General features: G+C 47.4%; 20 protein-coding genes, 15 tRNA genes, 2 rRNA genes and 1 pseudogene. 31 read left to right on the top strand and 7 right to left on the bottom strand.

The window, feature by feature from the left end; translation table 11 throughout:
* Positions 1–174 precede the first annotated feature (174 nt).
* From MKX74_RS23275 to MKX74_RS23140, 28 genes are all read left to right on the top strand, one after another.
* A complete protein-coding gene (locus MKX74_RS23275; protein WP_341179975.1) occupies positions 175–780 on the top strand; it encodes a hypothetical protein in 606 nt (201 codons plus the stop codon).
* A complete protein-coding gene (locus MKX74_RS23270; protein WP_018887343.1) occupies positions 780–2,228 on the top strand; it encodes a DUF4097 family beta strand repeat-containing protein in 1,449 nt (482 codons plus the stop codon). The genes MKX74_RS23275 and MKX74_RS23270 overlap by 1 nt, the downstream gene beginning before the upstream one ends.
* 123 nt (positions 2,229–2,351) lie before the next feature.
* Positions 2,352–2,771 carry a peroxide-responsive transcriptional repressor PerR gene (perR, locus tag MKX74_RS23265; protein WP_018887344.1) on the top strand — a complete coding sequence of 140 codons (420 nt, stop codon included), beginning with the start codon at positions 2,352–2,354 and terminating at the stop codon, positions 2,769–2,771.
* 187 nt (positions 2,772–2,958) lie between these two features.
* Positions 2,959–4,668 (top strand): glycosyl hydrolase family 18 protein, encoded by a 1,710-nt coding sequence (locus tag MKX74_RS23260; RefSeq protein WP_018887345.1) that lies wholly within the window; start codon positions 2,959–2,961, stop codon positions 4,666–4,668.
* Positions 4,669–4,874: 206 nt separating this feature from the next.
* The gene (locus MKX74_RS23255; protein WP_341179974.1) at positions 4,875–5,780 is read left to right on the top strand and encodes a nucleotidyltransferase-like protein; all 906 of its coding nucleotides are present in this window, start codon (positions 4,875–4,877) and stop codon (positions 5,778–5,780) included.
* Between the two features lie 407 nt (positions 5,781–6,187).
* Positions 6,188–7,981 (top strand): ABC transporter ATP-binding protein, encoded by a 1,794-nt coding sequence (locus MKX74_RS23250; RefSeq protein WP_051091189.1) that lies wholly within the window; start codon positions 6,188–6,190, stop codon positions 7,979–7,981.
* On the top strand, positions 7,974–10,601 hold the full coding sequence (gene lanKC / locus MKX74_RS23245; RefSeq protein ID WP_341179973.1) for a class III lanthionine synthetase LanKC: 2,628 nt from the start codon (positions 7,974–7,976) through the stop codon (positions 10,599–10,601). Before MKX74_RS23250 ends, lanKC begins: the two co-directional genes overlap by 8 nt.
* Before the next feature lie 79 nt (positions 10,602–10,680).
* A complete protein-coding gene (locus MKX74_RS23240; RefSeq protein ID WP_018887349.1) occupies positions 10,681–10,812 on the top strand; it encodes a class III lanthipeptide in 132 nt (43 codons plus the stop codon).
* 102 nt (positions 10,813–10,914) lie between these two features.
* Positions 10,915–11,046, top strand: a complete 132-nt coding sequence (locus MKX74_RS23235; protein ID WP_018887350.1) for a class III lanthipeptide — start codon at positions 10,915–10,917, stop codon at positions 11,044–11,046.
* A 106-nt stretch (positions 11,047–11,152) separates the two neighbouring features.
* Positions 11,153–12,019, top strand: a complete 867-nt coding sequence (locus MKX74_RS23230) for an ABC transporter ATP-binding protein (RefSeq protein ID WP_018887351.1) — start codon at positions 11,153–11,155, stop codon at positions 12,017–12,019.
* On the top strand, positions 12,016–12,648 hold the full coding sequence (locus MKX74_RS23225) for an ABC-2 transporter permease (protein WP_018887352.1): 633 nt from the start codon (positions 12,016–12,018) through the stop codon (positions 12,646–12,648). The genes MKX74_RS23230 and MKX74_RS23225 overlap by 4 nt, the downstream gene beginning before the upstream one ends.
* A 454-nt stretch (positions 12,649–13,102) precedes the next feature.
* Positions 13,103–14,654, top strand: a 16S ribosomal RNA gene (locus tag MKX74_RS23220).
* Positions 14,655–14,999: 345 nt separating this feature from the next.
* A 23S ribosomal RNA gene (locus MKX74_RS23215) occupies positions 15,000–17,922 on the top strand.
* The 16S and 23S rRNA genes sit together here with 15 tRNA genes alongside, the layout of an rRNA operon.
* Positions 17,923–17,981: 59 nt before the next feature.
* A tRNA-Asn gene (locus MKX74_RS23210) sits at positions 17,982–18,057 on the top strand.
* A 3-nt stretch (positions 18,058–18,060) separates the two neighbouring features.
* Positions 18,061–18,149: transfer RNA gene (locus MKX74_RS23205), tRNA-Ser, on the top strand.
* A gap of 19 nt (positions 18,150–18,168) precedes the next feature.
* Positions 18,169–18,240, top strand: a tRNA-Glu gene (locus tag MKX74_RS23200).
* A gap of 217 nt (positions 18,241–18,457) precedes the next feature.
* Positions 18,458–18,533 (top strand) — tRNA-Val (locus MKX74_RS23195).
* A gap of 11 nt (positions 18,534–18,544) precedes the next feature.
* Positions 18,545–18,618 (top strand) — tRNA-Met (locus tag MKX74_RS23190).
* Positions 18,619–18,649: 31 nt separating this feature from the next.
* Positions 18,650–18,726, top strand: a tRNA-Asp gene (locus MKX74_RS23185).
* A 57-nt stretch (positions 18,727–18,783) separates the two neighbouring features.
* Positions 18,784–18,859 (top strand) — tRNA-Phe (locus MKX74_RS23180).
* 23 nt (positions 18,860–18,882) lie between these two features.
* Positions 18,883–18,958, top strand: a tRNA-Thr gene (locus MKX74_RS23175).
* A gap of 5 nt (positions 18,959–18,963) precedes the next feature.
* Positions 18,964–19,049: transfer RNA gene (locus MKX74_RS23170), tRNA-Tyr, on the top strand.
* Positions 19,050–19,056: 7 nt separating this feature from the next.
* Positions 19,057–19,130 (top strand) — tRNA-Trp (locus MKX74_RS23165).
* A 17-nt stretch (positions 19,131–19,147) separates the two neighbouring features.
* Positions 19,148–19,220, top strand: a tRNA-His gene (locus MKX74_RS23160).
* Positions 19,221–19,240: 20 nt separating this feature from the next.
* Positions 19,241–19,315: transfer RNA gene (locus tag MKX74_RS23155), tRNA-Gln, on the top strand.
* 6 nt (positions 19,316–19,321) lie between these two features.
* A tRNA-Gly gene (locus MKX74_RS23150) sits at positions 19,322–19,393 on the top strand.
* Positions 19,394–19,404: 11 nt separating this feature from the next.
* Positions 19,405–19,478: transfer RNA gene (locus tag MKX74_RS23145), tRNA-Cys, on the top strand.
* A 21-nt stretch (positions 19,479–19,499) separates the two neighbouring features.
* Positions 19,500–19,578: transfer RNA gene (locus MKX74_RS23140), tRNA-Leu, on the top strand.
* Between the two features lie 189 nt (positions 19,579–19,767).
* Here the strand turns inward: MKX74_RS23140 and MKX74_RS23135 are convergent.
* The 6 genes from MKX74_RS23135 to MKX74_RS23110 all read right to left on the bottom strand — a co-directional run bounded on the left by MKX74_RS23135 (position 19,768) and on the right by MKX74_RS23110 (position 24,050).
* A complete protein-coding gene (locus MKX74_RS23135) occupies positions 19,768–20,463 on the bottom strand; it encodes an ABC transporter ATP-binding protein (RefSeq protein WP_341179972.1) in 696 nt (231 codons plus the stop codon).
* Between the two features lie 41 nt (positions 20,464–20,504).
* Entirely contained in the window at positions 20,505–21,254 is a 750-nt protein-coding gene (locus tag MKX74_RS23130) for an ABC transporter permease (protein WP_341179971.1), read from the bottom strand.
* Positions 21,229–22,362 carry an ABC transporter substrate-binding protein gene (locus tag MKX74_RS23125; RefSeq protein ID WP_341179970.1) on the bottom strand — a complete coding sequence of 378 codons (1,134 nt, stop codon included), beginning with the start codon at positions 22,360–22,362 and terminating at the stop codon, positions 21,229–21,231. Before MKX74_RS23125 ends, MKX74_RS23130 begins: the two co-directional genes overlap by 26 nt.
* Before the next feature lie 216 nt (positions 22,363–22,578).
* On the bottom strand, positions 22,579–23,334 hold the full coding sequence (locus MKX74_RS23120; RefSeq protein WP_018885701.1) for a class I SAM-dependent methyltransferase: 756 nt from the start codon (positions 23,332–23,334) through the stop codon (positions 22,579–22,581).
* Positions 23,335–23,346: 12 nt separating this feature from the next.
* Positions 23,347–23,694 (bottom strand): cupin domain-containing protein, encoded by a 348-nt coding sequence (locus tag MKX74_RS23115; RefSeq protein ID WP_341179969.1) that lies wholly within the window; start codon positions 23,692–23,694, stop codon positions 23,347–23,349.
* Between the two features lie 17 nt (positions 23,695–23,711).
* Entirely contained in the window at positions 23,712–24,050 is a 339-nt protein-coding gene (locus tag MKX74_RS23110) for a cupin domain-containing protein (protein WP_341179968.1), read from the bottom strand.
* A 134-nt stretch (positions 24,051–24,184) separates the two neighbouring features.
* Between MKX74_RS23110 and MKX74_RS23105 the strand changes: the two genes are divergently transcribed.
* The 3 genes and pseudogenes from MKX74_RS23105 to MKX74_RS23095 all read left to right on the top strand — a co-directional run.
* The gene (locus MKX74_RS23105) at positions 24,185–24,877 is read left to right on the top strand and encodes a Crp/Fnr family transcriptional regulator (RefSeq protein ID WP_341179967.1); all 693 of its coding nucleotides are present in this window, start codon (positions 24,185–24,187) and stop codon (positions 24,875–24,877) included.
* A gap of 78 nt (positions 24,878–24,955) precedes the next feature.
* Entirely contained in the window at positions 24,956–25,609 is a 654-nt protein-coding gene (locus MKX74_RS23100) for a hypothetical protein (protein WP_018885697.1), read from the top strand.
* A 103-nt stretch (positions 25,610–25,712) separates the two neighbouring features.
* A pseudogene (locus tag MKX74_RS23095) lies at positions 25,713–26,081 on the top strand (hypothetical protein); the annotation flags it as partial.
* Between the two features lie 2 nt (positions 26,082–26,083).
* Here the strand turns inward: MKX74_RS23095 and MKX74_RS28255 are convergent.
* The gene (locus MKX74_RS28255) at positions 26,084–26,167 is read right to left on the bottom strand and encodes a hypothetical protein (RefSeq protein ID WP_445667331.1); all 84 of its coding nucleotides are present in this window, start codon (positions 26,165–26,167) and stop codon (positions 26,084–26,086) included.
* Positions 26,168–26,225 lie beyond the last annotated feature (58 nt).

The raw sequence follows: 26,225 nt of genomic DNA, 5'->3' as shown, positions 1-26,225 counted from the left end.
CTGTGAAGGAATGTGGCTAGACATGTTTCATATCCTATCCGAACGTAAAGACGATATAGTATGACGGAGTTGTACCAGGGTTAAGACATATACGATCTTATGATCTTTGCTTAAATGAAGAATGCGCAAATGTACAAGATAGGAAAGCTGTCTGGACAGTAGTGAGGAGGAGCGATGCAACCGAGAAGGTTTTTTAGAGGTATACAAAGGCAGACCAAAGGACGGCCGCGTAAGCTAAGGCCACGTCTCCGCAAGTTCATATCTGTTCTGCTAGCTGCACTATTGCCGGGAGTTGGCCATCTCTCGTTGGGCCTCTATATGCGGGGGCTGACTTTCCTGATGCTACTGCTGCTGGATATTTCAGCTATGCTTTATGTATCCTCCGTGGGTCTGCAGATCAATGTACCTTTGCTGATTCTGTTAGGTATCTTCATTCCGGTACTATATTTTTATAATGTGTATGATGTACTGCAATCAGCAGACTACATCACGCTGTATCGCAGGAAGCCAAGACGACTGTCTCCTCGTAGTACTGCTGATCAGCCGCAGAGCAGATTCGATGCATGGGAGCAGGGAACTATGTTTGCGCTCCTGCTGATCCTTGGCGGGGGACTGATGGTTTTATTTCACACCAAGCCTCGTTGGCTGGGAGAGTTCTTTGCTGCTTACGGTTTTGTCCTGACTGCACTCTTGCTTGTGGGCGTAGGGCTGTTGCTGTTCATTCGTGAGATGGGAATCTCCGTGAAACGGCAGCGCGATCTCCGGGAGAAGGGGGAATAATGGGCGTGAACAGCAAAATCAGAGTTGGGCGCTATACTTCCTCCTTACTGCTATTGGTAGTTGGTGTTCTCTTGTTATTGGATCAAATGAACGGAACAGAGCACATGATGCTGCTATTGAAATGGTGGCCGCTGATCTTCGTCAGTTGGGGACTCGAATATTTAATTATGCTTGTCAGTGTAACGAGAAATGGCAGGAAGCCGCATCGAATGCGGCGTTTTCGTCCAGATCTGAAGGGGCTTATGCTGGCTATCATTTTGTCCGCTTCGGTGTTCATAGTGACTGAGCAGCACCATTATATGCATTTATGGAATAGAGTTAGCATCAATTTAACGACAGCCTCAATGGATTTTAGTGAAGAGGCTGACAATCGCTTATCAAAAGGAAGTGTGTTGCTGCCCTTGTCCATGGATACGGAAAGCCTGCTCGTCGAGTCGGTGAACGGTAATATTCGATTGATTCGGGGGCCTGTATCCCACGTAGAGGTTCATTCGACGGTATGGGTCGATCAGGTAAGTAGTGTGGAAGCTGCAGCTATTGCCGAAGCCTCCTCCATTGATATATCCAATGGGACAAGCATACAGGTTCATACGCAAGGACAAGCATACGGCCAGTCAGGCAAACGTCAGCCGTTAATCAACCTAACGATCGTCATTCCGGAGAATCGCCGCCTCAATATGGACATTCGGACGTCCAATGGCAATATTACCGTAGATCGCGTCGATGCTATCGACCGTATGAATTTGCAGACGGGGAATGGGCAGCTTATCGTACAGGATGCTATTGGGGATGTAAATGGGACAACGTTGAACGGGAACGTCGATGTGCACCGTGTAGACGGAAACGTGGACATGAAGACGAATCGGGGCAGCATGCTGGCAGGAGATATCAGCGGTCTGGTGTCCTACTCTACACAGGTCGGTGATATTCAGATTGCCCGTACAAATGGCAAAGTTACGGCGGACACCAAGAATGGCAACATTATCATAAATAGCGCGGTATGGAATGTGAATGCGAATTCGCTGAATGGTAGCGTATCGATTCGTACAGATCGCATTGGTGGAGACTGGAATGTGTATAGTGCGGTTGGGGACATTGTGCTCTACCTGCCACCGGACGGTAATTTTACATTAGAGGGGTCAAGCAGCTATGGGCGTCTGTCCACGGATTTCCCCTTCTCAATCGAAGGGAAAAGCATCACAGGTGTAGTAGGGCTTGGAGCATACAGCGTCAAGGTTGAGGGCAACAGTGACCTCACTGTGAACCAGACTGAGCTGCCCCCGCCAGTAGAGGAGCCTGATACGGAGACAACTGATCAGGGTGAAACTGACGAGGTTGATTCTGATCAGGAGGGGCCGGCTGCTAGCACGAATAGTGAGGCTTTCGGGGAATCAAATACGGAGGATACCAATGCTGGAGAAGCTATAGGAGATCCTGCAGAGGGGTAGCCTGAGGACTCAGCCGTTCCCTGCGTTGACAAGAAAGTTGATATCAATTTACAATATATTTAAAATAAGATGATTAAACATATGATGAAGAGACGTTAACGATTGATTAAGGCGGTGGGTATAATGGCAACTCGAGTTCAGCATGCATTGCAAGAACTGAAGAAGACCGGTGTACGTATAACCCCCCAACGCCATGCGATATTAGATTATTTAATGGAATCCATGGCGCATCCGACGGCAGATGAGATTTATCGGGCGCTGGAACCCAAATTTCCCAACATGAGCGTTGCGACGGTATATAACAATCTAAAGGTATTCATCGAGTCTGGAATGGTGCATGAGTTAACGTACGGAGACAATTCAAGCCGCTATGATGCTAATGTGTCCGATCACTACCATATCGTGTGTGAGAGCTGCGGGAAGATTGAGGATTTTAGTTATCCATCCTTGGTGGATGTGGAGCGGCATGCCGCACAGATGACCGGGTTCGAGGTTCGTGGGCATCGGTTGGAGCTGCGAGGAGTATGCAGGTCTTGCAGGTGACTCGGAAATTCACGTACAATACGACGTGTGGAGCTATTCAGCTCTGCACGTTTTTTTATTGTCCAGATAGCGAAGGGTAGGTATTAAGTAATTTAGAAACGCTCCCATTCCTTGGAACGTATTACAATCTAACGACATGAAGCTGTTTTAAATCGAAAATGAACATTGGAGGCCCATTTTGACTAGAATGAATCGACAACGCCGACATAAAGGGAAGGCGATCAAACGAACGTTTGGACTTTTTTTTACTGCCATAATTCTATGTGTACTTGCTGTTGTCTGGTGGGGAAATCCGCTGCATGAGAAGCTAAGTTGGGGAGTAGCTCGCCCGATTTTTGTGGAGGGACAACTGACAGACTATAGTGCGGTTGGTGAGGGGGATACGCTAAGCCTGCCGTTGGAGGTCATTCAGCAATATGTTAATTCGGCTGTATGGCATGAGGAGAGTACGGATTCGGTCGTTCTGTCTACTCGGCAGAAGGTCATGCGCTTGATCGTTTCGGAGAACGAGGCTGAATTAAATGGAAGTGCGTATGCATTAACAACGGTGGTGACCGAGAAGGATGGAGTGATGTATGTTCCTTTTCAGGCCATTGCTGAAATATATGGGGCAACTGTTCAGGAGGATGCGACGACAGGAGCGGTACTGCTTATGAGGGCAGGGGAGCAGGTGGATACCGGAAATGTATCGACTCCAAGTGGCAAAAGTGATTCAACAGCACCTCTTCGTTCAGAGCCGTCCAAGTATGCACCGATCTTAGCGGATATGCCACAAGGCACAGTCGTGAAGTTATGGAGTGAAGCGGAGGGCTGGTATTATGCCCAGATGGACAACGGGGCTACAGGCTATGTACAAGCAAATGATATTAGCCCTGGTACAGCTCTTAGCGTGGCACCTCTTGAAGAGACACTTTCATTATCAGAGCAGCATTGGGAGGATAAGCCTGTCAACCTCGCCTGGGAGGCTGTCTATTCGCGCAATCCGCGAACCGCTGATATTGGTTCAATGCCCGGGGTGAATGTCACAAGTCCGACATGGTTCGAGATTACCACACCTGAGGGTAAAGTGAATAGTAAAGCGAACATGGATTATGTCCGCTGGGCTCATAACCGTGGCATGGAAGTGTGGGGACTGCTGAGCAACAGCTTTGATCCTGATCTGACAACCGAGGCTCTCTCGACCTATGAACGACGCAAGTATATTATTCAACAGACGATTGATCTCGCGAAGTCGTATGATCTGGACGGTATTAATATAGATTTTGAAAATGTCTACACCAAAGATGGACCTTATGTTACTCAGTTCATGAGAGAGCTTAAGCCACTGGCACGTGCTAACGACCTGATTCTCTCTATTGATGTGACTCCAAAATCCAATAGTGAGATGTGGTCGGTGTTCCTGGACCGCAAGTCACTGGGCGAAGTCACTGATTATATGATGTTGATGGCGTATGATGAGCACTGGGCTGCCAGTCCGAAGGCAGGATCAGTCGCTTCCCTTCCATGGACAGAGAGTTCAATTCGCCGCATTCTTGACGAGGACTCCGTGCCTCCGAAGAAGCTGGTGCTTGGAATCCCGCTGTATACTCGTGTGTGGTCCGAGGAAGAAGTCAAAGGGGAGACGAAGGTCAGCTCCAAGGCTGTTGGAATGAGTACAGCGGCAAGCATTTTGACAGAGTTCAAGCTGGACAAGGAATATCTGGAGGATGTCGGACAAAACTATGTGGAATACAAGGAAGATGGCATAGTCAAAAAAATCTGGCTGGAGGATGAGGTGTCGCTGCAGGCGAGAGTTGAGCAAGCGAAGTCTTTCGAGCTGGGGGGCATTGGTGTTTGGAATCGCAATTTTGCAAATGATACGGCGTGGAAGGTACTAAGCAAGTTCAATACACAGTAGCTTATGTGGATATGTTTTTATGTAGATATGAGATATGTAGAGATGGGCGTATAAAATATTTAATGAAATTCACCCGTAAAGTGTATGGTGATCTAAGCAGGAAGTTGGAATTGCAGTGTAGAATACTTCGGATAAGGGATACTTATTTCATTATTGGAGAATTGTAGCATTGTTATTCAGACTCAAATTTGGCGGAGGTCGCCATAATGGCTATGGAGGGTGACGTGCAGTTAACAAAATTCAATGTGCTGTCTATGGAGTGGATGAAGGAGCCTGCCATTGGAGCGATAGCTTGCAGGCGTAACGGAACGAGTTTTCACGGGTCATTGATTCATGATTTTGGCGTATTGATTCTGATCGTCTATGAACAAGAGTCTCGAGAAGATTCCATGGAGCATGCGATGTTGGGAGATACTACATGCCAGATTCTTCATGTCCATTTAAAGCAGCTTCGTCGCTGGATCATTGATGGAGAACGTTCTGATCTTGTCAATTATCTGTTGGAGGGCGATATTTTATGGGAGACGGATCATAAGATTCAACTGCTAAGGCAGGAAATTATGGCCTTTGAGGGCACGCTGCGTGAGCAGAAGCTATTCCATGAGTTCGCCGCCTTCCTGAATCACTATGTACTTGCCAAGCGCTGTATGAAGGAAGGGCAGGCGTTGGATGCTTATCACCGTGTGCTTCAGGCGCTGCATCACTGGGCATGCATCGAATTAATTGATCGGGGAATCCTGCCAACCGTGAACGTATGGCAGGAGGTACAAATGGTTAACAAAGGCGTGTACAAGTTGTATGAGGAATTGACACTAAGTATAGAAACTGTGGAGCAACGGGTGGAATTGGTACTGCTTGCCTGTGAATTCTCGGTTATGTCCAAAATGGCCGATTGCTCTGTCCTGCTCTTCCGCATTCTACGCAGCCGCCGTGAGCCATGGTCCATACAAGAGCTGATCAATCATCCTGAGCTGATCCACGTCAAGTTCGAGCTGCCACTTGTATTGCGTAAGCTGGTCTATCGTTCCTTTATTAAAGAGATTGCCAAGAGCGGGAGCAAGGCTACTTACTATAATGACAAGCCGAATGAATTGCGATACTGCTCATATTAATGCATCTGAATATTATTGCAAAGGCAAGCCAACTTCGTGCTGGCTGCTATGTAAGTATGGCACGACTTCCTTAGTCTGTTAAGGAGGTCGTTTTTTATTATATTAGTTATTTTAAGGAATAATTAGGGATTAAGCACCATCTTAATTGGGAATAAAATACTATTTTATGGTATTTGTAGATCATATATAATAAATTTTAACTAAATTAACACTCGTAAAGCACACTACATAAATACTAACTCCTAGGCAACCACCAGCCAGCAAATAGACCAAGTACGTTCACATCCCAGGACCATCACATCCCAGGACCATCACATCCCAAGACCTTTCACAGAGCCTTTCTTAAAACGAACCTCGCTGACCACACACATGACCAGACGACACAACTAAATAGAAAAGGTGAAGATATGATCAGAGACAAAAGAGAACACCATTACTCGTGGCGGCAATTTTTTGAACTGATTCATAAGTCGCGGCCAAGAACAACTCTGTTCGTCGTTGCTTGCCTTATAAGTTCACTTAGTGCCGTGTTGACGACATTTATCCCTCATTTCCTGAAAATGATAGTGGACGCCTATACACAATCAGGCACCTTTAATGGCTCAACCTTTGCAGGTCTGGGGGGCTTGTTCATTTTCGTAACCATCACAGGCGTGCTGTCGAGTTATTTACTTAGCAAAGTAGGATTAAGTGTTGTTGCTAATCTAAGAGCTCTAACTTGGTCTAAAATTGTGAAGCTTCCCACTCCATTTTTTGATAAAAATCAGTCGGGGGATGTCTCAAGTAGACTGGTGAGTGACACGACGGTTATTTACAATCTGGTTAGCCATTCGTTCTCGCAATTTATCAATGCAACACTATCCCTGCTATTTTGTGGTTTTTGGTTATTTTACTACAGCTGGAAGCTGTCATTAATCATTGTTGCTGCAATTCCTTTGTTTTTGCTGTTCTTCATTCCACTGGGCAGAGTGCTATCACAGCTATCGAGAGAACTACAGCAATCCACGGCGAAGCTTAATGTCAAGGCTATCGAAATGATTGCAGAGAACAAGCTGATCAAGTCATTCACAGCAGAGCATAATCAGATCGAGAAGGGGCACAGCATCATACAGGATTTAATGCGCATTGGTCTAAAACAGGCCAAATGGAGCGCCGCCGTTACTCCATTTCTTAATATGATCATGCTGTTCATCATTGTGGTGATCATCGGGTATGGTGGCATGCAGCTTGCGAATGGTGAATTGTCACCGGGAACCTTTATCGCATTTCTAACCTTGATCTTCTACATAATGAATCCACTATCCAACTTTGGCTTATTCTTCTCCCAGCTGCAGAAGACGAAGGGGGCCACAGAACGTATCTCGCAATTACTCGCAGAGGAAGAGGAGAATCTGAGTGCCGGGAAGCTGCTAGCTCCAAATTACAAGGGAATTGAGCTCAGAAATTTGAGCTTTAGCTACAGCACACATGAGCATTCTGCGTTTGGGCTGGAAGACATGAATCTGAGCCTGCAAAAGGGAAGCACCTATGCTTTGGTTGGGCCGAGCGGGAGTGGTAAAACGACGTTGTTGGCCCTGCTGGAACGTTTTTATCAGCCGACAGGGGGAAATATCTTCGTAGACGGTGAGCGTATAGAGGACTTCTCGTTGCACTCCTGGCGATCTCAGATTGGATATGTCTCACAGGAGCATACCTTGATTAGCGGTACTGTTAGGGAGAATTTGATGTTCGGTCTGGAGCAGCATCTGAGTGAAGAGAAAATCATAGATGCGTGCAAAATGGCAAATGCCTGGGAGTTTATCAACGATCTGCCTAACGGAATGGATACGTATATTGGAGAAAAAGGCCTGAATTTATCTGGTGGGCAACGGCAGCGAATCGCTATCGCTCGAATGTTCCTCAAGGACCCGGAGATTATTTTGCTTGATGAGGCGACCTCCAGTCTGGATAGCCAATCTGAAGAGAAGGTGCAATCCGCGATGAAGAAAGTTATAGAGGGTAGAACAGCTATTGTCGTTGCACACAGACTGTCCACCATCATAGATTCCGAGCACATTATCTTCATAGAGGGTGGCAGAATCACCGGCCAAGGGAGACATGAAGAGTTACAGCAAACGCATGAATTGTACAAGCAATTCTGTGAATTACAATTTAATACAGCCATAAGCGAAAAAAGGGGTGAACTACTTGTCCATGGATAAAAACCAACTCTATCTGAATTATCTGGGTGACTCCGATTATTATACAAGGATGATGACAGGGGATCACACGATAGGCTACAAGGTAAAGGAATTATCTGAGGATTGCATAATCAATCAAGATCATCATTCCCCCTGGGTGATGTATAGCTTCACAGGTAAGAGCTTGAAGGATCAGGGCTGGAAAATTCATGTCAGTGCCACAATGGATAACGCGCACACTATTTTAGAAACGGTGAGTCAACAATTAATGAAACGGAAGGTGGCCTTCAAGCACCTTGTTAGTGAACGGCAGCTGCATAGCGTCAATTCTAAAAATGGCAACAGGATATCATCAGGGAAATTCATAACCATCTACCCTGCAACGGATGAGGAGTTCCTGGAGCTACTCCATGTGCTGCATGAGGCAATTCGAGATGAAGATAACGGACCCTACATCCTCAGCGATAAATGCTGGAAGGATAGCAATCTTTACTACAGGTATGGGGGATTCAGGAGTATTCAAAACGAAGAAGGACAGTTATGCATCAGAGATGAATCGGGCAATCTCATCCCGGATAACCGAACCCCTTATTATCAGGTGCCTGAATTTGTGAAGGAATTCGACACCTACCTGGATAGCCATAACAACATATCTGAGAATGAGGCAGACAGCTCCGGCCTTCAAGCGTATGAGATCCAGCGGGTCATTCGCTTTAATAATGGAGGCGGAATATATTTGGCAGAGCGAAAGTCGGATCACATGAAGGTTGTCATTAAAGAGGCAAGGCCCAAGGTCGGTCTGGACGGGCAGAATAAGGATGCTATAGATCGGCTAGTTAAAGAGCATGAGGCGTTGTCCTTGCTTGCGGATGTAAAGGGTATAGTGAATGTTGTAGATTGCTTCAAAGCTTGGAAGCATCTTTTTGTAGTAGAGGAGTTTGTAGAAGGGATCGATCTCAAGAGATGGTTAGCGGCTCATTATCCATTTCATCGATTGAAGAATACAGCATTGTATGTGTTGAAGGTTCAGACGATCATAACCAGCCTGATGACTATTGTAGCTGAAATGCATGACCGCCAGGTTGGCATGGGGGATTTACAACCATCCAATGTCATGATTACTGAAGATTTGAAGGTCATCCTTATTGATTTTGAATCTGCGAGCGATAAGGACAGTGAAGAGAAGGCAGCTATTCATACCATTGGCTTTTCAGATACGCGCAATAAGAATCATAAAGAACGCGATTGGTACGCTGTTAAGAAAATCTTGAGATACTGTGTACTGCCTATAGGTCCTGTCGATAACATTGAGCGCAGTATATCGTTCTATCACAATGAATGGATCAGAAGTGAGTTTGGTGAAGTGTTCCATAATTTCGTCAGGCATGTTGAACAGCAATGCGATGAGAATATTACAGCTGCAAAAGAGCAAACGTACCCTGACGAGCAGGTCATTGTATCATTGATGTCATCTAGTGACATTAGCTCTGTCATTCAGGGGCTGAGTAGAGGAATGCTAGCCAACTTGGTACCAGAGCAGGGCCTCGTTCATGGTGATATCAGACAGTATGAGAATTCAGGTGGCTTAATCAATGTATTAACGGGCGGTACTGGCGCTGCATTGGCTCTTCACAGAACAGGCTATATGGATAGTCGGGTCAATGAGTGGTTGGAGGCTAGCGTTTTATCCCATAATACCTTGGAAGGCGGACATGGACTGTTGGTAGGCAATGCTGGGATAGCCTCCACGTTGTACGAGTTAGGTTATACAGGAGAAGCACTGAAAAGGTTCTCTCATATTGAATATGACGATTCCCATGATGTCTCGTTGAGATCAGGGCTTGCGGGTATGGGATTGGCGTGGTTGAGCCTGTATCTGGAGGAGCGTAAGGAAGCATATTTAGACGAGGCAAGACGCATCATTGCCAAAATTATATCTGTGATGGATCAGAGACGACCGTTAACGGTGACTGATTGGGCGGCTGTTCCTATAGGAATGATAGATGGGTGGTCGGGTGTATCCGTGCTGTTCAGCGCCATGTATGCTGTTACTGGAGAAGAGGACTGTTACATTCGAGCTAGGCAATTAATTGAGACGGATCTGGAGCATTCACATCGGGATGAAGAAGTGTTGGTCCTGCAAGCAATGGATGAGAAGAAACGAGTGCTTCCTTATCTATCTGGGGGATCGATAGGTATCGGGGTCGCGATCTGGTATTTCAACCATGTTACTGGGAAGAGACACTATGAAGAAGAACTGAAGTTGATTATGAACCTGAATGATATCAGGTGTACCTTCAGCGGTGGAATATTGGATGGGGCAGGGGGCTTCCTGTTACTGCCATGTCTCATTGAAGATGCTGCTGACGTGCGACAAGAACATGTCAAGCTATCCTTGCAGCGATTACAATTGTTCCTTGTAGCCCGGCAGGATCAGATACATTTTTCTGGGAATTTTGGATATCGCTTATCTGATGATTGGTACACCGGAAGTGCGGGTATAATGCTTGCTTTACAAGGTTTGCAGGAGTCGAATCCGCTGTACTGGCTTCCACTTATTCATATTAATCAATTTGTGGCGAAGACTTCTTATAAGAGGAATGAAGCTCGGTTCTCAGTACTTTCAACAGATAGACAGTGAATAAAATACAGATAACAACGTGTTAATATTATTTTGATGGAATGTGAACTTGCACACATTTTTGAAAGGGGGTGAGAAGATGAACGACGTATTGGCGCTGCAAAAATTGTCTGCGAAAATTGGCGATGAGCAAGAGGCATTTCCAATTACGATTACGTGGACAGTAACTACAGTAACAGTAGGCTGGTCCACAGCTAGCAATCACTGCTAATGATCGTAGCAAGCTTTATGAAGCGTGTTCTACACCATGTCATCTAAGCTATTGTCACATATAAAATCCATATAAAACTAAATCATGAGAGGGGAATATAAGATGAACGACGTATTGGCGCTGCAAAAAATGTCTGCAAAAATTGGCGATGAGCAAGAGGTATTTCCGATTACGATCACTTGGACAGTAACTACGGTAACTGTAGGCTGGTCTACAGCGAGCAATCATTGTTAATTTAGAATTTCATATTTTTTGATAAAATAGAATCATATTACTTAACCATCAGGAAAAAAATAAGCTCGCTTATTTTTTTCCTGATTTCATTTAAGAGGGAGGACCTATGGAGGAGCCAATCCTTGAGGTTAGAAATGTGAGCAAATCTTATTCGAAATCAGACTTTCAATTGAAGGATGTAACCTTCTCCATTCCCTATGGCACAATCACTGGATTTATTGGTGAAAATGGAGCGGGAAAAACGACGATGATGGGGATCATACTAGGCACATTGCATAAAGATCGGGGAGTGATCAAGCTCTTCGGTAAAGAATTGCTCGAAGCTGAGAAAGAAATTAAGGAGCAAATCGGTGTTGTATTTGATTGTGCAAATTTTTCGCCTGGACTGGATGCGGTGAGGCTGGGCCGAGTATTGAGAAATGTCTACGAACGATGGAATCAGGAGAAATACCTATACTTTCTAGACCGCTTCTCTTTGCCGAGCAACCAAAAGCTTAGCGGCTATTCTCGTGGAATGAGTATGAAATTAGCCATCGCTGTGGCTCTATCACACGATGCTAGGCTATTGATTCTTGATGAAGCCACTTCTGGGCTGGACCCTGTTGCACGGGATGAGATTCTTGAGGTCTTTTTGGATTTCGTGAGTGACAAACGCCGCTCGATTCTATTATCTTCTCACATTACAAGTGATATCGAGAAAATAGCGGATGATCTAATATTTATTAAGCGCGGAGAGATTATCCTACAATGTGCGAAGGAGAAGCTCTTAAGTGTCTTCAGTATTGCGCAATACGATACTCATATATGGAACGAATTGAAGGGAGATCTACCTGATGTAGCAGCATACGTGCAGAAAGGAGATATTATTCAGGCATTGATTGCTAACAAAGATACAGCACTTACCGAGAACATCCAACCTAGCATAACCATTGATGATATTACAAAGCTGCTAATGAAAGGGGAGCGGGCATGAGAGGACTAATTCTGAATAACTTGTATTCTTTAGAGAGCCATCTCAAAATTTCGTTTCTGATTGTAGGCTTGGTTAATATAATGCTGTTTTTTATGGATACCCCTGCTGCAGCACAAGTGGCCGTTATGCTGTCTATTATTTTAATTCCTGCTAATGCATTTTCGCTAATGAAGCAGCACAGCAGTGCTGGTTGGGATCGTTATGAGCTTACCTTGCCCCTTGCTAGGCAGCAGATCATACAAAGCAAGTATGCTACATTTATACTGCTGTTATTGCTGAGCGTCTTCGTGACCCTGTGTATTCAATTAATTATTATCGCATATAGAGCTGAGTCCCTGTGGCCCATGTACAATCTTGTACCACGTGGCTCAGGGATTATATTATGTAGCGCTGCTTTGACCTATCCATTAGGCTATGCAATGGGCCCGGATAAAGCGGAGATCATGATGATTTTGAGCATTATTTTTTCTTTTGGTGTATTTGGTGCGGTATTCGGAGTGTATCATGCTCTTGTTAATCATGTAATTGATGAACAGTTCTCCAGCTTGTTTCTAATGGTTGCCATCTGTCTCTTTGGGCTTTCGTATTTTGTAACCAGTAAGATATATAGCAGGAAGGAGTTCCGATAGTGGCTACTACATGCATTCGCGACAGCTATCCGGATAGGTCTGAATAGCTGGGGGATCATGAAAAACGCTAAAGCTCACAATGAAGGTTGACTGCTTGCTGGTAGCTATGATACATTATAACTCGTCTTACTTCGCTTGATTTTGAGAACAATAAATTTTCGACTAACTAAATCGAAAAAAGTTGTTGACATTAAAAAGCGAAACATGTTACATTATAAAAGTCGCCGCTGAGATGTGGTGATCCGCTAAAAAGGAATACCTAAAGCGGTCAGGCCTTGAGAATTAAGGCTGAAGTTGATCTTTGAAAACTGAACAACGAGTGAGCGGATTTTGTGAAGCAAAATCCAACGCGAAGGTTTTTGGTACATGTCTTTGACTGTATGGAAACTGGAGCAAAACAATGAAATATGAATCTCGTCAGATTCAAAATGAGCTATCGCTCTTTTCAATAACTTTATTGGAGAGTTTGATCCTGGCTCAGGACGAACGCTGGCGGCGTGCCTAATACATGCAAGTCGAGCGGACTTGATGGAGAGCTTGCTCTCCTGAGAGTTAGCGGCGGACGGGTGAGTAACACGTAGGCAACCTGCCCTTTGGACTGGGATAACTACCGGAAACGGTAGCTAATACCAGATAATTCACTTCTTCGCATGGAGAAGTGAGGAAAGACGGAGCAATCTGTCACCGGAGGATGGGCCTGCGGCGCATTAGCTAGTTGGAGAGGTAACGGCTCCCCAAGGCGACGATGCGTAGCCGACCTGAGAGGGTGATCGGCCACACTGGGACTGAGACACGGCCCAGACTCCTACGGGAGGCAGCAGTAGGGAATCTTCCGCAATGGGCGAAAGCCTGACGGAGCAACGCCGCGTGAGTGATGAAGGTTTTCGGATCGTAAAGCTCTGTTGCCAAGGAAGAACGTCCTTAAGAGTAACTGCTTAAGGAGTGACGGTACTTGAGAAGAAAGCCCCGGCTAACTACGTGCCAGCAGCCGCGGTAATACGTAGGGGGCAAGCGTTGTCCGGAATTATTGGGCGTAAAGCGCGCGCAGGCGGTCATTTAAGTCTGGTGTTTAAGCCCGGGGCTCAACCCCGGATCGCACGGGAAACTGGATGACTTGAGTGCAGAAGAGGAGAGTGGAATTCCACGTGTAGCGGTGAAATGCGTAGAGATGTGGAGGAACACCAGTGGCGAAGGCGACTCTCTGGGCTGTAACTGACGCTGAGGCGCGAAAGCGTGGGGAGCAAACAGGATTAGATACCCTGGTAGTCCACGCCGTAAACGATGAGTGCTAGGTGTTAGGGGTTTCGATACCCTTGGTGCCGAAGTTAACACATTAAGCACTCCGCCTGGGGAGTACGGTCGCAAGACTGAAACTCAAAGGAATTGACGGGGACCCGCACAAGCAGTGGAGTATGTGGTTTAATTCGAAGCAACGCGAAGAACCTTACCAGGTCTTGACATCTGAATGACCGGATCAGAGATGGTCCTTTCCTTCGGGACATTCAAGACAGGTGGTGCATGGTTGTCGTCAGCTCGTGTCGTGAGATGTTGGGTTAAGTCCCGCAACGAGCGCAACCCTTGACCTTAGTTGCCAGCACTTCGGGTGGGCACTCTAGGGTGACTGCCGGTGACAAACCGGAGGAAGGTGGGGATGACGTCAAATCATCATGCCCCTTATGACCTGGGCTACACACGTACTACAATGGCTGGTACAACGGGAAGCGAAGCCGCGAGGTGGAGCCAATCCTAAAAAGCCAGTCTCAGTTCGGATTGCAGGCTGCAACTCGCCTGCATGAAGTCGGAATTGCTAGTAATCGCGGATCAGCATGCCGCGGTGAATACGTTCCCGGGTCTTGTACACACCGCCCGTCACACCACGAGAGTTTACAACACCCGAAGTCGGTGGGGTAACCGCAAGGAGCCAGCCGCCGAAGGTGGGGTAGATGATTGGGGTGAAGTCGTAACAAGGTAGCCGTATCGGAAGGTGCGGCTGGATCACCTCCTTTCTATGGAGAATCGCTTCCTGCAACGGAAGCATTCAAATAGGCAGATGGAACATCTGCCACCGAAGAGGATATTCGGTACTGCGCTCTGCGCGTATGAAATCCTCTTCACAGCTCACTCGTTGCTCAGTTTTGAGAGTTCAACTCTCAAACTCATCTGTATGAAATTCATCCGCTCAAGCGAGATGGACCGAATTTCACACAGGGGCTGTTGTTTCACAACAGCATTGCACCTTGAAAACTGGATACCGAAACGAAACATTGCGTTTTAGAACATCTTTTAGCTGAACTTGTGTAAGCAAGTGAAAGTTATTAGCGGTTTGATCTTTTGCCTATGGCAAAAATCATGGTTAAGCTAATAAGAGCACACGGAGGATGCCTAGGCGCCAGGAGCCGACGAAGGACGTGGCGAACGACGAAATGCCTCGGGGAGCTGTAAGCAAGCTTCGATCCGGGGATGTCCGAATGGGGAAACCCGGCTACTGTAACAGGTAGTCACTCTTTGGTGAATACATAGCCAAAGGAGAGGCAGACCAGGGGAACTGAAACATCTAAGTACCCTGAGGAAGAGAAAACAATAGTGATTCCGTCAGTAGCGGCGAGCGAACGCGGATTAGCCCAAACCAGGAAGCTTGCTTCCTGGGGTTGTGGGACGTCTCACACGGAGTTACAAAGGTGTACCCTAGATGAAGAGGTCTGGAAAGGCCCGCGATAGAGGTAAAAGCCCTGTAATCGAAATGGTGCACCCTCCGAGACGGATCCCGAGTAGTGCGGGGCACGTGAAACCCCGTATGAATCCGGCAGGACCATCTGCCAAGGCTAAATACTCCCTGGCGACCGATAGTGAAGCAGTACCGTGAGGGAAAGGTGAAAAGCACCCCGGAAGGGGAGTGAAATAGAACCTGAAACCGTGTGCTTACAAGAAGTCAGAGCCCGATCTATGGGTGATGGCGTGCCTTTTGTAGAATGAACCGGCGAGTTACGTTCCCGTGCAAGGTTAAGGTGAAGAGCCGGAGCCGCAGCGAAAGCGAGTCTGAATAGGGCGACTTAGTACGTGGACGTAGACCCGAAACCGGGTGATCTACCCCTGTCCAGGGTGAAGGTGCGGTAACACGCACTGGAGGCCCGAACCCACGCACGTTGAAAAGTGCGGGGATGAGGTGGGGGTAGCGGAGAAATTCCAATCGAACCCGGAGATAGCTGGTTCTCCCCGAAATAGCTTTAGGGCTAGCCTCGGAAAAGAGAGTCGTGGAGGTAGAGCACTGATTGGGTGCGGGGCCCGCAAGGGTTACCAAGCTCAGTCAAACTCCGAATGCCATAGACTTAGTTCCGGGAGTCAGACAGTGAGTGCTAAGATCCATTGTCAAAAGGGAAACAGCCCAGACCATCAGCTAAGGTCCCCAAGTGTGTGTTAAGTGGGAAAGGATGTGGAGTTGCACAGACAACCAGGATGTTGGCTTAGAAGCAGCCACCATTGAAAGAGTGCGTAATAGCTCACTGGTCGAGTGACTCTGCGCCGAAAATGTAACGGGGCTAAACACACCACCGAAGCTATGGCTTGATGCTTGCATCAGGGGTAGGGGAGCGTTGTATGCAGGTTGAAGGTGTACCGTAAGGAGCGCTGGACAGCATACAAGTGAGAATGCCGGTATGAGTAACGAAAAGATCAGTGAGAATCTGATCCGCCGAAAGCCTAAGGGTTCCTGAGGAAGGCTCGTCCGCTCAGGGTAAGTCGGGACCTAAGGCGAGGCCGAAAGGCGTAGTCGAAGGACAACAGGTCGAAATTCCTGTACCACCGTAAACCGTTATGAACGATGGGGGGACGCAGGAGGGTAGTGACGCGGACTGATGGATGTCCGTCCAAGCAGTGAGGCTGATGTGTAGGCAAATCCGCACATCGTAAGGCTGGGCTGTGATGGGGAGTGAAAATTACAGTAGCGAAGGTCATGATCTCACACTGCCAAGAAAAGCCTCTAGTCAGGTGAAGGTGCCCGTACCGCAAACCGACACAGGTAGGCGAGAAGAGAATTCTAAGGCGCGCGGAAGAACTCTCGTTAAGGAACTCGGCAAAATGACCCCGTAACTTCGGGAGAAGGGGTGCCTCGGTAGGGTGAATAGCCCGAGGGGGCCGCAGTGAAAAGGCCCAAGCGACTGTTTAGCAAAAACACAGGTCTGTGCGAAGCCGCAAGGCGAAGTATACGGGCTGACGCCTGCCCGGTGCTGGAAGGTTAAGGGGAGTGGTTAGCCGCAAGGCGAAGCTATGAACCGAAGCCCCAGTAAACGGCGGCCGTAACTATAACGGTCCTAAGGTAGCGAAATTCCTTGTCAGGTAAATTCTGACCCGCACGAATGGCGTAACGACTTGGGCGCTGTCTCAACGAGAGATCCGGTGAAATTTTAATACCTGTGAAGATGCAGGTTACCCGCGACAAGACGGAAAGACCCCATGGAGCTTTACTGCAGCTTGATATTGAATTTGGGTACGATCTGTACAGGATAGGTGGGAGCCGTTGAAGCAGGAGCGCAAGCTTCTGTGGAGGCGTCCTTGGGATACCACCCTGATCGTATCTAGGTTCTAACCTGGTACCGTAATCCGGTACGGGGACAGTGTCAGGTGGGCAGTTTGACTGGGGCGGTCGCCTCCTAAAGAGTAACGGAGGCGCCCCAAGGTTCCCTCAGAATGGTTGGAAATCATTCGAAGAGTGCAAAGGCAGAAGGGAGCTTGACTGCGAGACCTACAAGTCGAGCAGGGACGAAAGTCGGGCTTAGTGATCCGGTGGTACCGCATGGAAGGGCCATCGCTCAACGGATAAAAGCTACCCTGGGGATAACAGGCTTATCTCCCCCAAGAGTCCACATCGACGGGGAGGTTTGGCACCTCGATGTCGGCTCATCGCATCCTGGGGCTGAAGTAGGTCCCAAGGGTTGGGCTGTTCGCCCATTAAAGCGGTACGCGAGCTGGGTTCAGAACGTCGTGAGACAGTTCGGTCCCTATCTGTCGTGGGCGTAGGAAATTTGAGAGGAGCTGTCCTTAGTACGAGAGGACCGGGATGGACGTACCGCTGGTGTACCAGTTGTTCCGCCAGGAGCACCGCTGGGTAGCTATGTACGGACGGGATAAGCGCTGAAAGCATCTAAGCGTGAAGCCCCCCTCAAGATGAGATTTCCCAGTATGTAAGACCCCTTGAAGACGACGAGGTAGATAGGCTGGGGGTGGAAGTGCAGTAATGCATGGAGCTGACCAGTACTAATCGGTCGAGGGCTTATCCTAAAGTAAGATGCAATGATTCGTTTCGGTTCCAGTTTTCAGGGTGTAACCTGAAAATATATTCCCTGATAGCTCAGTTGGTAGAGCACTCGACTGTTAATCGAGTTGTCACAGGTTCGAGTCCTGTTCGGGGAGCCATATGGAGAGGTGTCCGAGTTGGCCGAAGGAGCACGATTGGAAATCGTGTAGGCGCCAAAAGCGTCTCGAGGGTTCGAATCCCTCTCTCTCCGTTGATTCACTAATTTACAAGGCCCGTTGGTCAAGGGGTTAAGACACCTCCCTTTCACGGAGGTAACAGGGGTTCGAATCCCCTACGGGTCATAAGGCTATCCCATAGCCGATGAAAGATGAAAACCCCTAATGGTTCGTCGGAGTATAAGCTTCGGTAGAAATACATCGCAGTCGACTCACATCGTGAGGCGCATCCCCTTTGGGTCATATCATTAATTTTTTATTTGTTGAGAAAAAATGGACGCAATGTAAAATTAGTTGATAATTGGCATGCAGATGTGTTACTATATATTAGGTAATTAACTTTGGAGGCTTAGCTCAGCTGGGAGAGCATCTGCCTTACAAGCAGAGGGTCGGGGGTTCGATCCCCTCAGCCTCCACCATAATTTAATATCGCGGGGTGGAGCAGTTCGGTAGCTCGTCGGGCTCATAACCCGAAGGTCACAGGTTCAAATCCTGTCCCCGCAATTATCTTTCAAGAAATTGAAAGTTGTTTCATGGAACTGTGGTGTAGAGGCCTAACATGCCTGCCTGTCACGCAGGAGATCGCGGGTTCGAATCCCGTCAGTTCCGCCATTATTACAATTGAATAATGTGATTTCTTAATTACATGGCAGATCATTACGTAGGTAAGGCTCGGTAGCTCAGTCGGTAGAGCAGAGGACTGAAAATCCTCGTGTCGGCGGTTCGATTCCGTCCCGAGCCACCATATAACTTGTAATTAAGTATTACGCCGGTGTAGCTCAACTGGTAGAGCAACTGACTTGTAATCAGTAGGTTGGGGGTTCAAGTCCTCTCGCCGGCACCATCCATGGAGGATTAGCGAAGTGGCCAAACGCATCAGACTGTAAATCTGCTCCCTTACGGGTTCGGTGGTTCGAATCCATCATCCTCCACCAGTTTTTTAGGGGCATAGTTTAAAGGTAGAACAGCGGTCTCCAAAACCGTTAGTGTGGGTTCAATTCCTGCTGCCCCTGCCAATCACATTTTAAATATGGCGATCGTGGCGAAGTGGTTAACGCACCGGTTTGTGGATCCGGCACTCGGGGGTTCAATTCCCCTCGATCGCCCTTTTTGTTTTAAAGCTTAATGGGGATTAGCCAAGCGGTAAGGCAACGGACTTTGACTCCGTCATGCATAGGTTCAAATCCTATATCCCCAGCCATTACATGCGGACGTGGCTCAGCGGTAGAGCATCGCCTTGCCAAGGCGAGGGTCGCGGGTTCGATTCCCGTCGTCCGCTTTGTATATTATGGCGCCATAGCCAAGTGGTAAGGCACAGCTCTGCAAAAGCTTTATCCCCAGTTCGAATCTGGGTGGCGCCTCCATAGGCTATTATTTTATACTACGCCGGCGTGGCGGAATGGCAGACGCGCTCGACTCAAAATCGAGTGGGAAACCGTGGAGGTTCGAGTCCTCTCGCCGGTATACTTTAACAGAGAACAGCTCATTAGAAATAATATCTAATGAGCTGTTCTTATTTTGTGTACTTCATTTGATTGGCGAAGTTTCTTTAGGTCATTTGTCGGAGTTCTGAGCCTCCTGATAGCATGGTTTATGCCATGAAGAATAAAGCAGCCAGCTATTGCTTGCCATTCTTGATATATCAGCAGGCAGTTATACGATCAGCAAACACTCCAATATGTCGGCTCGTAGCTGTAGCAGCTCAGACTCCTTTAGCGAACGGTTTCTTTGAGGTGTGGGGATTGTATAACGATGTGCAATCATCCCCGGGTTTTTAGACAGAATAATGATCTCATTCCCTAGCAGCAAGGCCTCATCAATATCATGAGTGACCAGCACAATGGAGCATCGACTGCGCTCCCATAAAGAAATCAATTGTTGTACCAGCTCAAACCGAAGATGATAATCCAAGGAATGAAATGGTTCGTCCATGAGCAGTAAGTTCCCTCCATAGTAGAAAGCGCGAGCAATAGAGCATCGTTGGCGCATCCCACCAGATAGCTGATCAGGGTAATGGTCATGGTAGTTAGCCAAACCCACCTCATTCAGCAAGGCTTGAATATCCTCCTGCACGGCATCACCTTTGACGAAAGCAATGTTTTCACTTACGGTGGACCAGGGAAGCAGGCGATCCTCCTGAAAGACATAGGAGATTTTCAGCTCAGCCTGAAGCGTAATTGCACCTGCATCTATGGGCTCTGCCTGAGAGAGAATATTCAGTAATGTTGATTTACCAGCCCCGGAAGGGCCAAGCACACAAATAATCTTTTGCTGCTCAATAGTAAGGTCTATGTTGTCCAGAATGGTCGTACCTTTATAGCGTTTTGTGACTCCGTGTAGCTTGAGCATCCTTTACCGCATCCTTAACCGTATTTATTGAATGGATTGAACTATTGAATGGTTTTGACTCTGCTGCGGAATAGAATAGAAATAAGCCATTTGATGATATTCCAGAGCACAGCCATGAACAAAGCTAGCGCAAGCACCTTCTGTGTATCCAGATTCGTTCTCGCATCAGAGAGTAGTCCTCCGATACCGTCCACCGAGGTTAAGAGCTCAGCCATAACAGCCAATTTCCAGCCGAGGCCAGCAGAAGTAATCATCCCTGATTTGAAGTAGTTGCGCAAGGAAGGCAGAATGATGCTAGATACTACTTTTCGCCGAGGAACATTGAACACTTCGGCCATTCGGATCAACTGGTGATCAATATCTACAAAGCCTTCATATAGATTGGTGAATAACACAGGCGTAGTAGAGAGCACGATTATGAAAATAGAAGGTATGTCCGTAAGACCGAACCAAATAATGGCGATCCCGAGCCAGGCAATGGGAGGCACCGATTGCATAACATCAATGAGTGGCTCCACATAAGGCTTCCAACGGGGCTGTAGGCCAATGATTAGTCCCAGACTACCGCCAATTAGCAGTACACAGACCATACCGATCAGCAGCTTAATCAAGGTACGATAGACAGCATGATAAAAGGTGATATCTCCAAGGTAGGCGATAGCAGCTCGAATAGTATCCAGTGGTCCCGGAAGAATGAAAGGCTCCATCTGAAGGGCAAGCAGCTGCCATAGCAAGAGTAGGAGCACCAGAGATAGCCCTTTTTTGCTAAGGCTGATAATAGAATGTCTCATCCGGGAGCTTGCCTCCAATGCTATCCTTGCTGTATTCTAACAGCGTCTCGTAGTACTTGGTCAGAACCTCCTTGCTCTCCCAGGCAGGGGCGAACTCCAGTGCCATATGCGGAATCGCCTTCTCTACGACCGCGCTATCCAGCTTGAAATATTTATTAGCAAGCAACGCCGCCTCTCGGGGGTTGTCCAATGTCCATTGCAGCGCCTGCTTATATTCCTCTTGGAAGCGTGCAACGAGCTCTGGATCACTGGCGATCACAGACTGCTTAGTGGCCAGACCAGCGTTCGGTAAATCGGTAGTGAGTTGCGTGACTTCCTGCCACTCCTTCTTGTAATCCACGATAGAGCGTACCTGTTCATTTTTCATCTGAATCGCCGTTATTTGTGGCTGAATGCTAACTATGGTGGAAGCTTTACCGGATAACAGCAACTGTGCCCCTTCTGCGATCTGACTGTATTGCAGCGTAACGTCCTTCCCTGGAATTAGTCCATTGTGCTTCAAAAAGGTCTGCGTGATGTAGTCCACAGGGGAGGATTTCATGGGAACATATAGCACGGTACCCTGAAGATCCTTCCACCCCTTAACAGAGGGGTCTGTTGTCACCATTCCCATGACTGACCAGGTATTGATATTCATGAGGGACAGGTCCATTCCCTTGTTGTACATAATGACTGCGTTATTGAGCGGCAAGGCTATAAAGCTGACGTTCTTGTCCTTTGCCAATGCGCCCAGAGTGTCCATGCTCTCCCATGTCTTGAATTCAATCTGCACGTTCTCGCCCATAGCATGGGAATCTATCATTCTTAAGATGGGTAATGATGGAGGTGATTGTGGCCCACCCACTGTAAGAGTCGTCGGTTCACCCGTAGTTCCTTTCATAGTTCCGCTCATAGTCGTGCTATTACTTGTGGATGTACTCGCATGCTCGGCGCTGGGAATAGATGTAGAAGTAGACTCGCCAGAGGCTACTGTAGTTGATGATGTTGAATTCTCGGAATTAGCTGGATGCTGTTGATTCGCAGCAGGCTGTGAGCCGCATCCCCCTAACAGGAATAATAGAGTGAGCAAGCAGCACATGAATAAAATAGGTGTGTATTTTAATTTCATAGCAGAAATCCTTTCATGGTGTAAACTTATTTAGTTACAGCTATTGTTCTATCTTTTTTTAGCTAGTTTTCTTCTACCTATTTTGATTGTATTATTTTTTGGATGTGTTCATTTTTAAATGAGTAGATATCTCGGCTAGCTATTGTTGATAACCATTCTCATTAGTGGGCAAAATAATTACCTACCATGAGTACATGATAAGTAATGGGGGAGCAGTTAGGGCTTGCGGCTGCATACAGCAATATACTGAAGATCCTTTCCCGACGTATTGAAGAAGGAATACATTTTCTTGAATTGAGTCCGATTTTCTTTCTTCAAGCCATTCTTGATAATGCGCATGGCACCCCAGAAGCCTTCGTCCCGAATCAGTCCAGGTAGCCTCATAAGCGACATATCACCTGAAGCGTGGGACACCTTGGAGAAACCAGCTCCATAAAATAACTGCTCCCATCTCGACATGGGTAGCGGCTCAACCTGAACATTTATAGTACCGCGCAGTTCAGTCAGTAGTTCTGTCATGTGTTCCTTGGTAAAAGTAATATCATGCGTCAGCAGAATCCCGCCCGGCTTCAGGACTCTGTAGTATTCAGTGACAGCCTTCTCCTTGGCCGCCTGATTCAGCATCGTCAGCATAGCTTCATTGACAATGACATCAAAGCTTTCATCAGCAAAGGGAAGCTTCATCGCATTAGCCTGCTGTACTTGAATGTAATTCTCCAGACCTGCTTCCTGAATATTGCGCTTGGCCTTCTCTAGCGCTTTGGGGTCCATATCAATGCCTGTAATTCGGCACTGGTAGCGTTGAGCCAACTGAATGGATGTTGTACACATATTGCAGGCTACCTCCAGCACCCGGCTGTCCTTACCCAACTGTGCTTGCTGAATAAGCCAGTTCGTAGCTACGACTCCACCAGGGCGCAATCTCTTCTTTCCAAGCTTGGCGAGAAAGTTATGCCCGACTTCCCTTTTCATGCTCTTCACTCCTTATGAATTAGGTTTGACTACGACCAACAGCATCTGGAACGCCTCCAGCGCATAGAGCGCATGAGGAACGTTGGCCGGCATAACAATGCTCTCACCAGCATGCACGATATATTTGTCGTCCCCAATCGTGATCTCCGTCTGTCCAGATAGTACATGAACCATCGCATCGCCTGGGGAAGAATGTCCACCAATAGAGGTACCCTGATCCAGAGAGAGCAGAGTCATGGCCAGGCTGGGGCGTTGTACCAAGGTGAGACTGGATACCTGTTGCTCCTCTATAGTAATGATGTCCTTCAGATCAATGACTGCCGATACTGGCAGTTTTTTAATGTATTCACCTTGCTTCATGGTGTATCCCTCCTGAGTTATAGGCTAATTTGTAAAAATATACATGACTTGCTGGACTCGAATTCATGCCATGTATGGGCAGGAACGATGATGGACATCCCTGTCGTGAGGCTACGCGCTTGTCCAGCGACCATCATGGACAGTTCTCCGTCTAACACCTGAATTAATTTATGGAGCGGTGATGTCTCGGCACTAATTGTCTCTTGCTGATCCATGGCATATAGCACCCATTCCTGCTCTGTAGCAGCCCCATCCGGATGGACTGGAAGTGACAGATTCCGGCTGGCAATGCGTCCTGGCTTGACGTCGATGAGATCCTTCAAATAAAATACACTGCTATCGGTAAGCTTGTTCATTCGATCCTCCTACTGTATTGAATGCTCCTCTATATCTGATATAATAAGAGCGTGATGAGAATTATTCTCATTTGTTTAAGTGTAGCAGAGTAATCCACATAACTCGGTTGCCATGGCAACAGGAGGCTGACAACATGCAAAAATATTTCAATATCATAAGCAGCACGATTTTATTTAAGGGCTTTACTGATCAAGAGGTTCATCAGGCTTTGAGCTGTCTGGAGGGAAGCATCAGGGACTTTAATAAGAAAGAGATCATCTTCCGCAAAGAGGATGTACTGGATGCTGTCGGCATCATACTCCATGGTCAGGTGCTCTTATGCAAGGAGAATGTGTCAGGGATGCGTTTTATCTTCTCTGAGCTGGTGGACGGGGATATCGTGGGGGAGACTGCCATGCGTCTAACGCGAGAGCACAGTGGCTATGAGGCTATTGCAGGCTCGGAATGCAAGATTCTGTTCATTAAAATGAATAAAATCGTACGTCCCTACGAGCAGACTTGCCATCTGCGCGGAAGAATTATCGAGAATTTGCTCACGCTATTGCTGGAGAATAACCGCTTGATCTATCAGAAGCTGGATCTTGTGTCACATAAGTCTCTAAGGGACAGAATTATGCATTATCTAACGCTTGAGGCCAAGAAGAATAATGCCACGAGCTTTACCATACCATTTTCTCGCAGTGATCTTGCCGATTATCTTACAGTAGACCGCAGTGCCTTGTCCCGTGAGCTGCAGCGGATGGCGCAGGAGGGGCTAATTCGCTTTTCCAAAAATCAGTTCGAGCTGTTGGATGCTGAGCATCAGCTGCCAATGAGTGAACTCTAGCTGGGTATACACCGTGCCCACCTCCCACAGGGCTAATATACTAAAGTGTCTAAAGACGGATCGTGGGAGGAAAGCGGTGTGAGAATTGATCTTGGCTGTGGTACGAATAAGCATCCCGGATACTTTGGAATTGATCGGCTGGAGCTTCCGGGGGTGGACTTGGTATGTGATATCAATGAGCCGATTCCATTGCCGGATGACTCGGTGGAATTTGTGATGGCTAGCCGCTCGCTACCCTATGTAGAGGATATCATGCAGGTGCTGGCTGATCTCTACCGGATGTGTATGCATAAGGCTGTGATGTGTATTCTTGCTCCTTATGCCCATCATTACAATCATATTGTTAATCCTCATCTCAAACAAAAATTCGATGAATCCAGCCCCCTATACTGGACCCCCCACTTTTATGAGCCTACACTAGGACCACGTTGCCCTAAGCCTACTTCTTATGCAAGGTATGATAATAGCACAGCCCCCGCATTTGATTTTCGCCTATTACGAATGGAGCTACAATACCAGCCTCCCTTTGTCCCTCCCTTATATGAACTGGAGGAGCTTGAGATGCTTCAGCGCATCCAGCCGAATGTAGTGGATGAGATCCTGTATTATGTGGTTGCCGTGAAGCAGCCGGTCTCAGAGCGGGAGTTGGAATGGATGAGCAGGCAGACCTATCCGCTTCCATCTGTGCTTCGTTCCCCGTCACCATTGGGAATTGAAGAACCACTCGGATAATTCTCTGTGGACAGACATGGATCGGTAACCGCAGCATAGGTATAGGGTTGAGGATCGAGTTCCGCAACAAGGGACAATACATTCAGCTAAAGGGGGGAGAATTATTCCTCTCATCGTTCGAGCTACCTTTAATGCAACAGGTGCCATCACGTTCACCGGTAATACGTTGGGATTAAGCAGATCCGATACCACAGGTGTACCAGGAACACAGGACAGCATTGGTGCGTTTACTACGACGAATACGGCCTCCGTCTTTGGCACTTATCCGGCAGGTACGACGAGTCTGTATCAGAGCAACAGCTCATCGGCCCAGCTAGTCCTGCCTTCGGGCAGTACAGTGTTATATGCCGAATTGATCTGGGGAGGCTCGTACATAAATGGCAACGTCAATCTTAGCGCTGCTATTAACAATCCTGTCTCCTTTATAACCCCTGCTGGAACATCCAGCATCACTCCAGACTCAGCTACTGCCGTTCAGCGCGCAGGAGGGAGATGCGAACCGGACGGGAGACTGCCTGGGACGAGCGTAGTCCCTGACGGAATTGGATCTGTCAGCACCACATTCGTTACGGCTGCTACGATGGTAGTGAAGTGACAGTGACCTGAAAGCTGACCG

The organism is Paenibacillus sp. FSL K6-1230 (assembly GCF_038002385.1).
GTDB lineage: Bacteria > Bacillota > Bacilli > Paenibacillales > Paenibacillaceae > Paenibacillus > Paenibacillus massiliensis.
The sequence above is the reverse complement of the archived record's forward strand: the minus strand, read 5'-3'. Positions and strand labels throughout refer to the sequence as shown.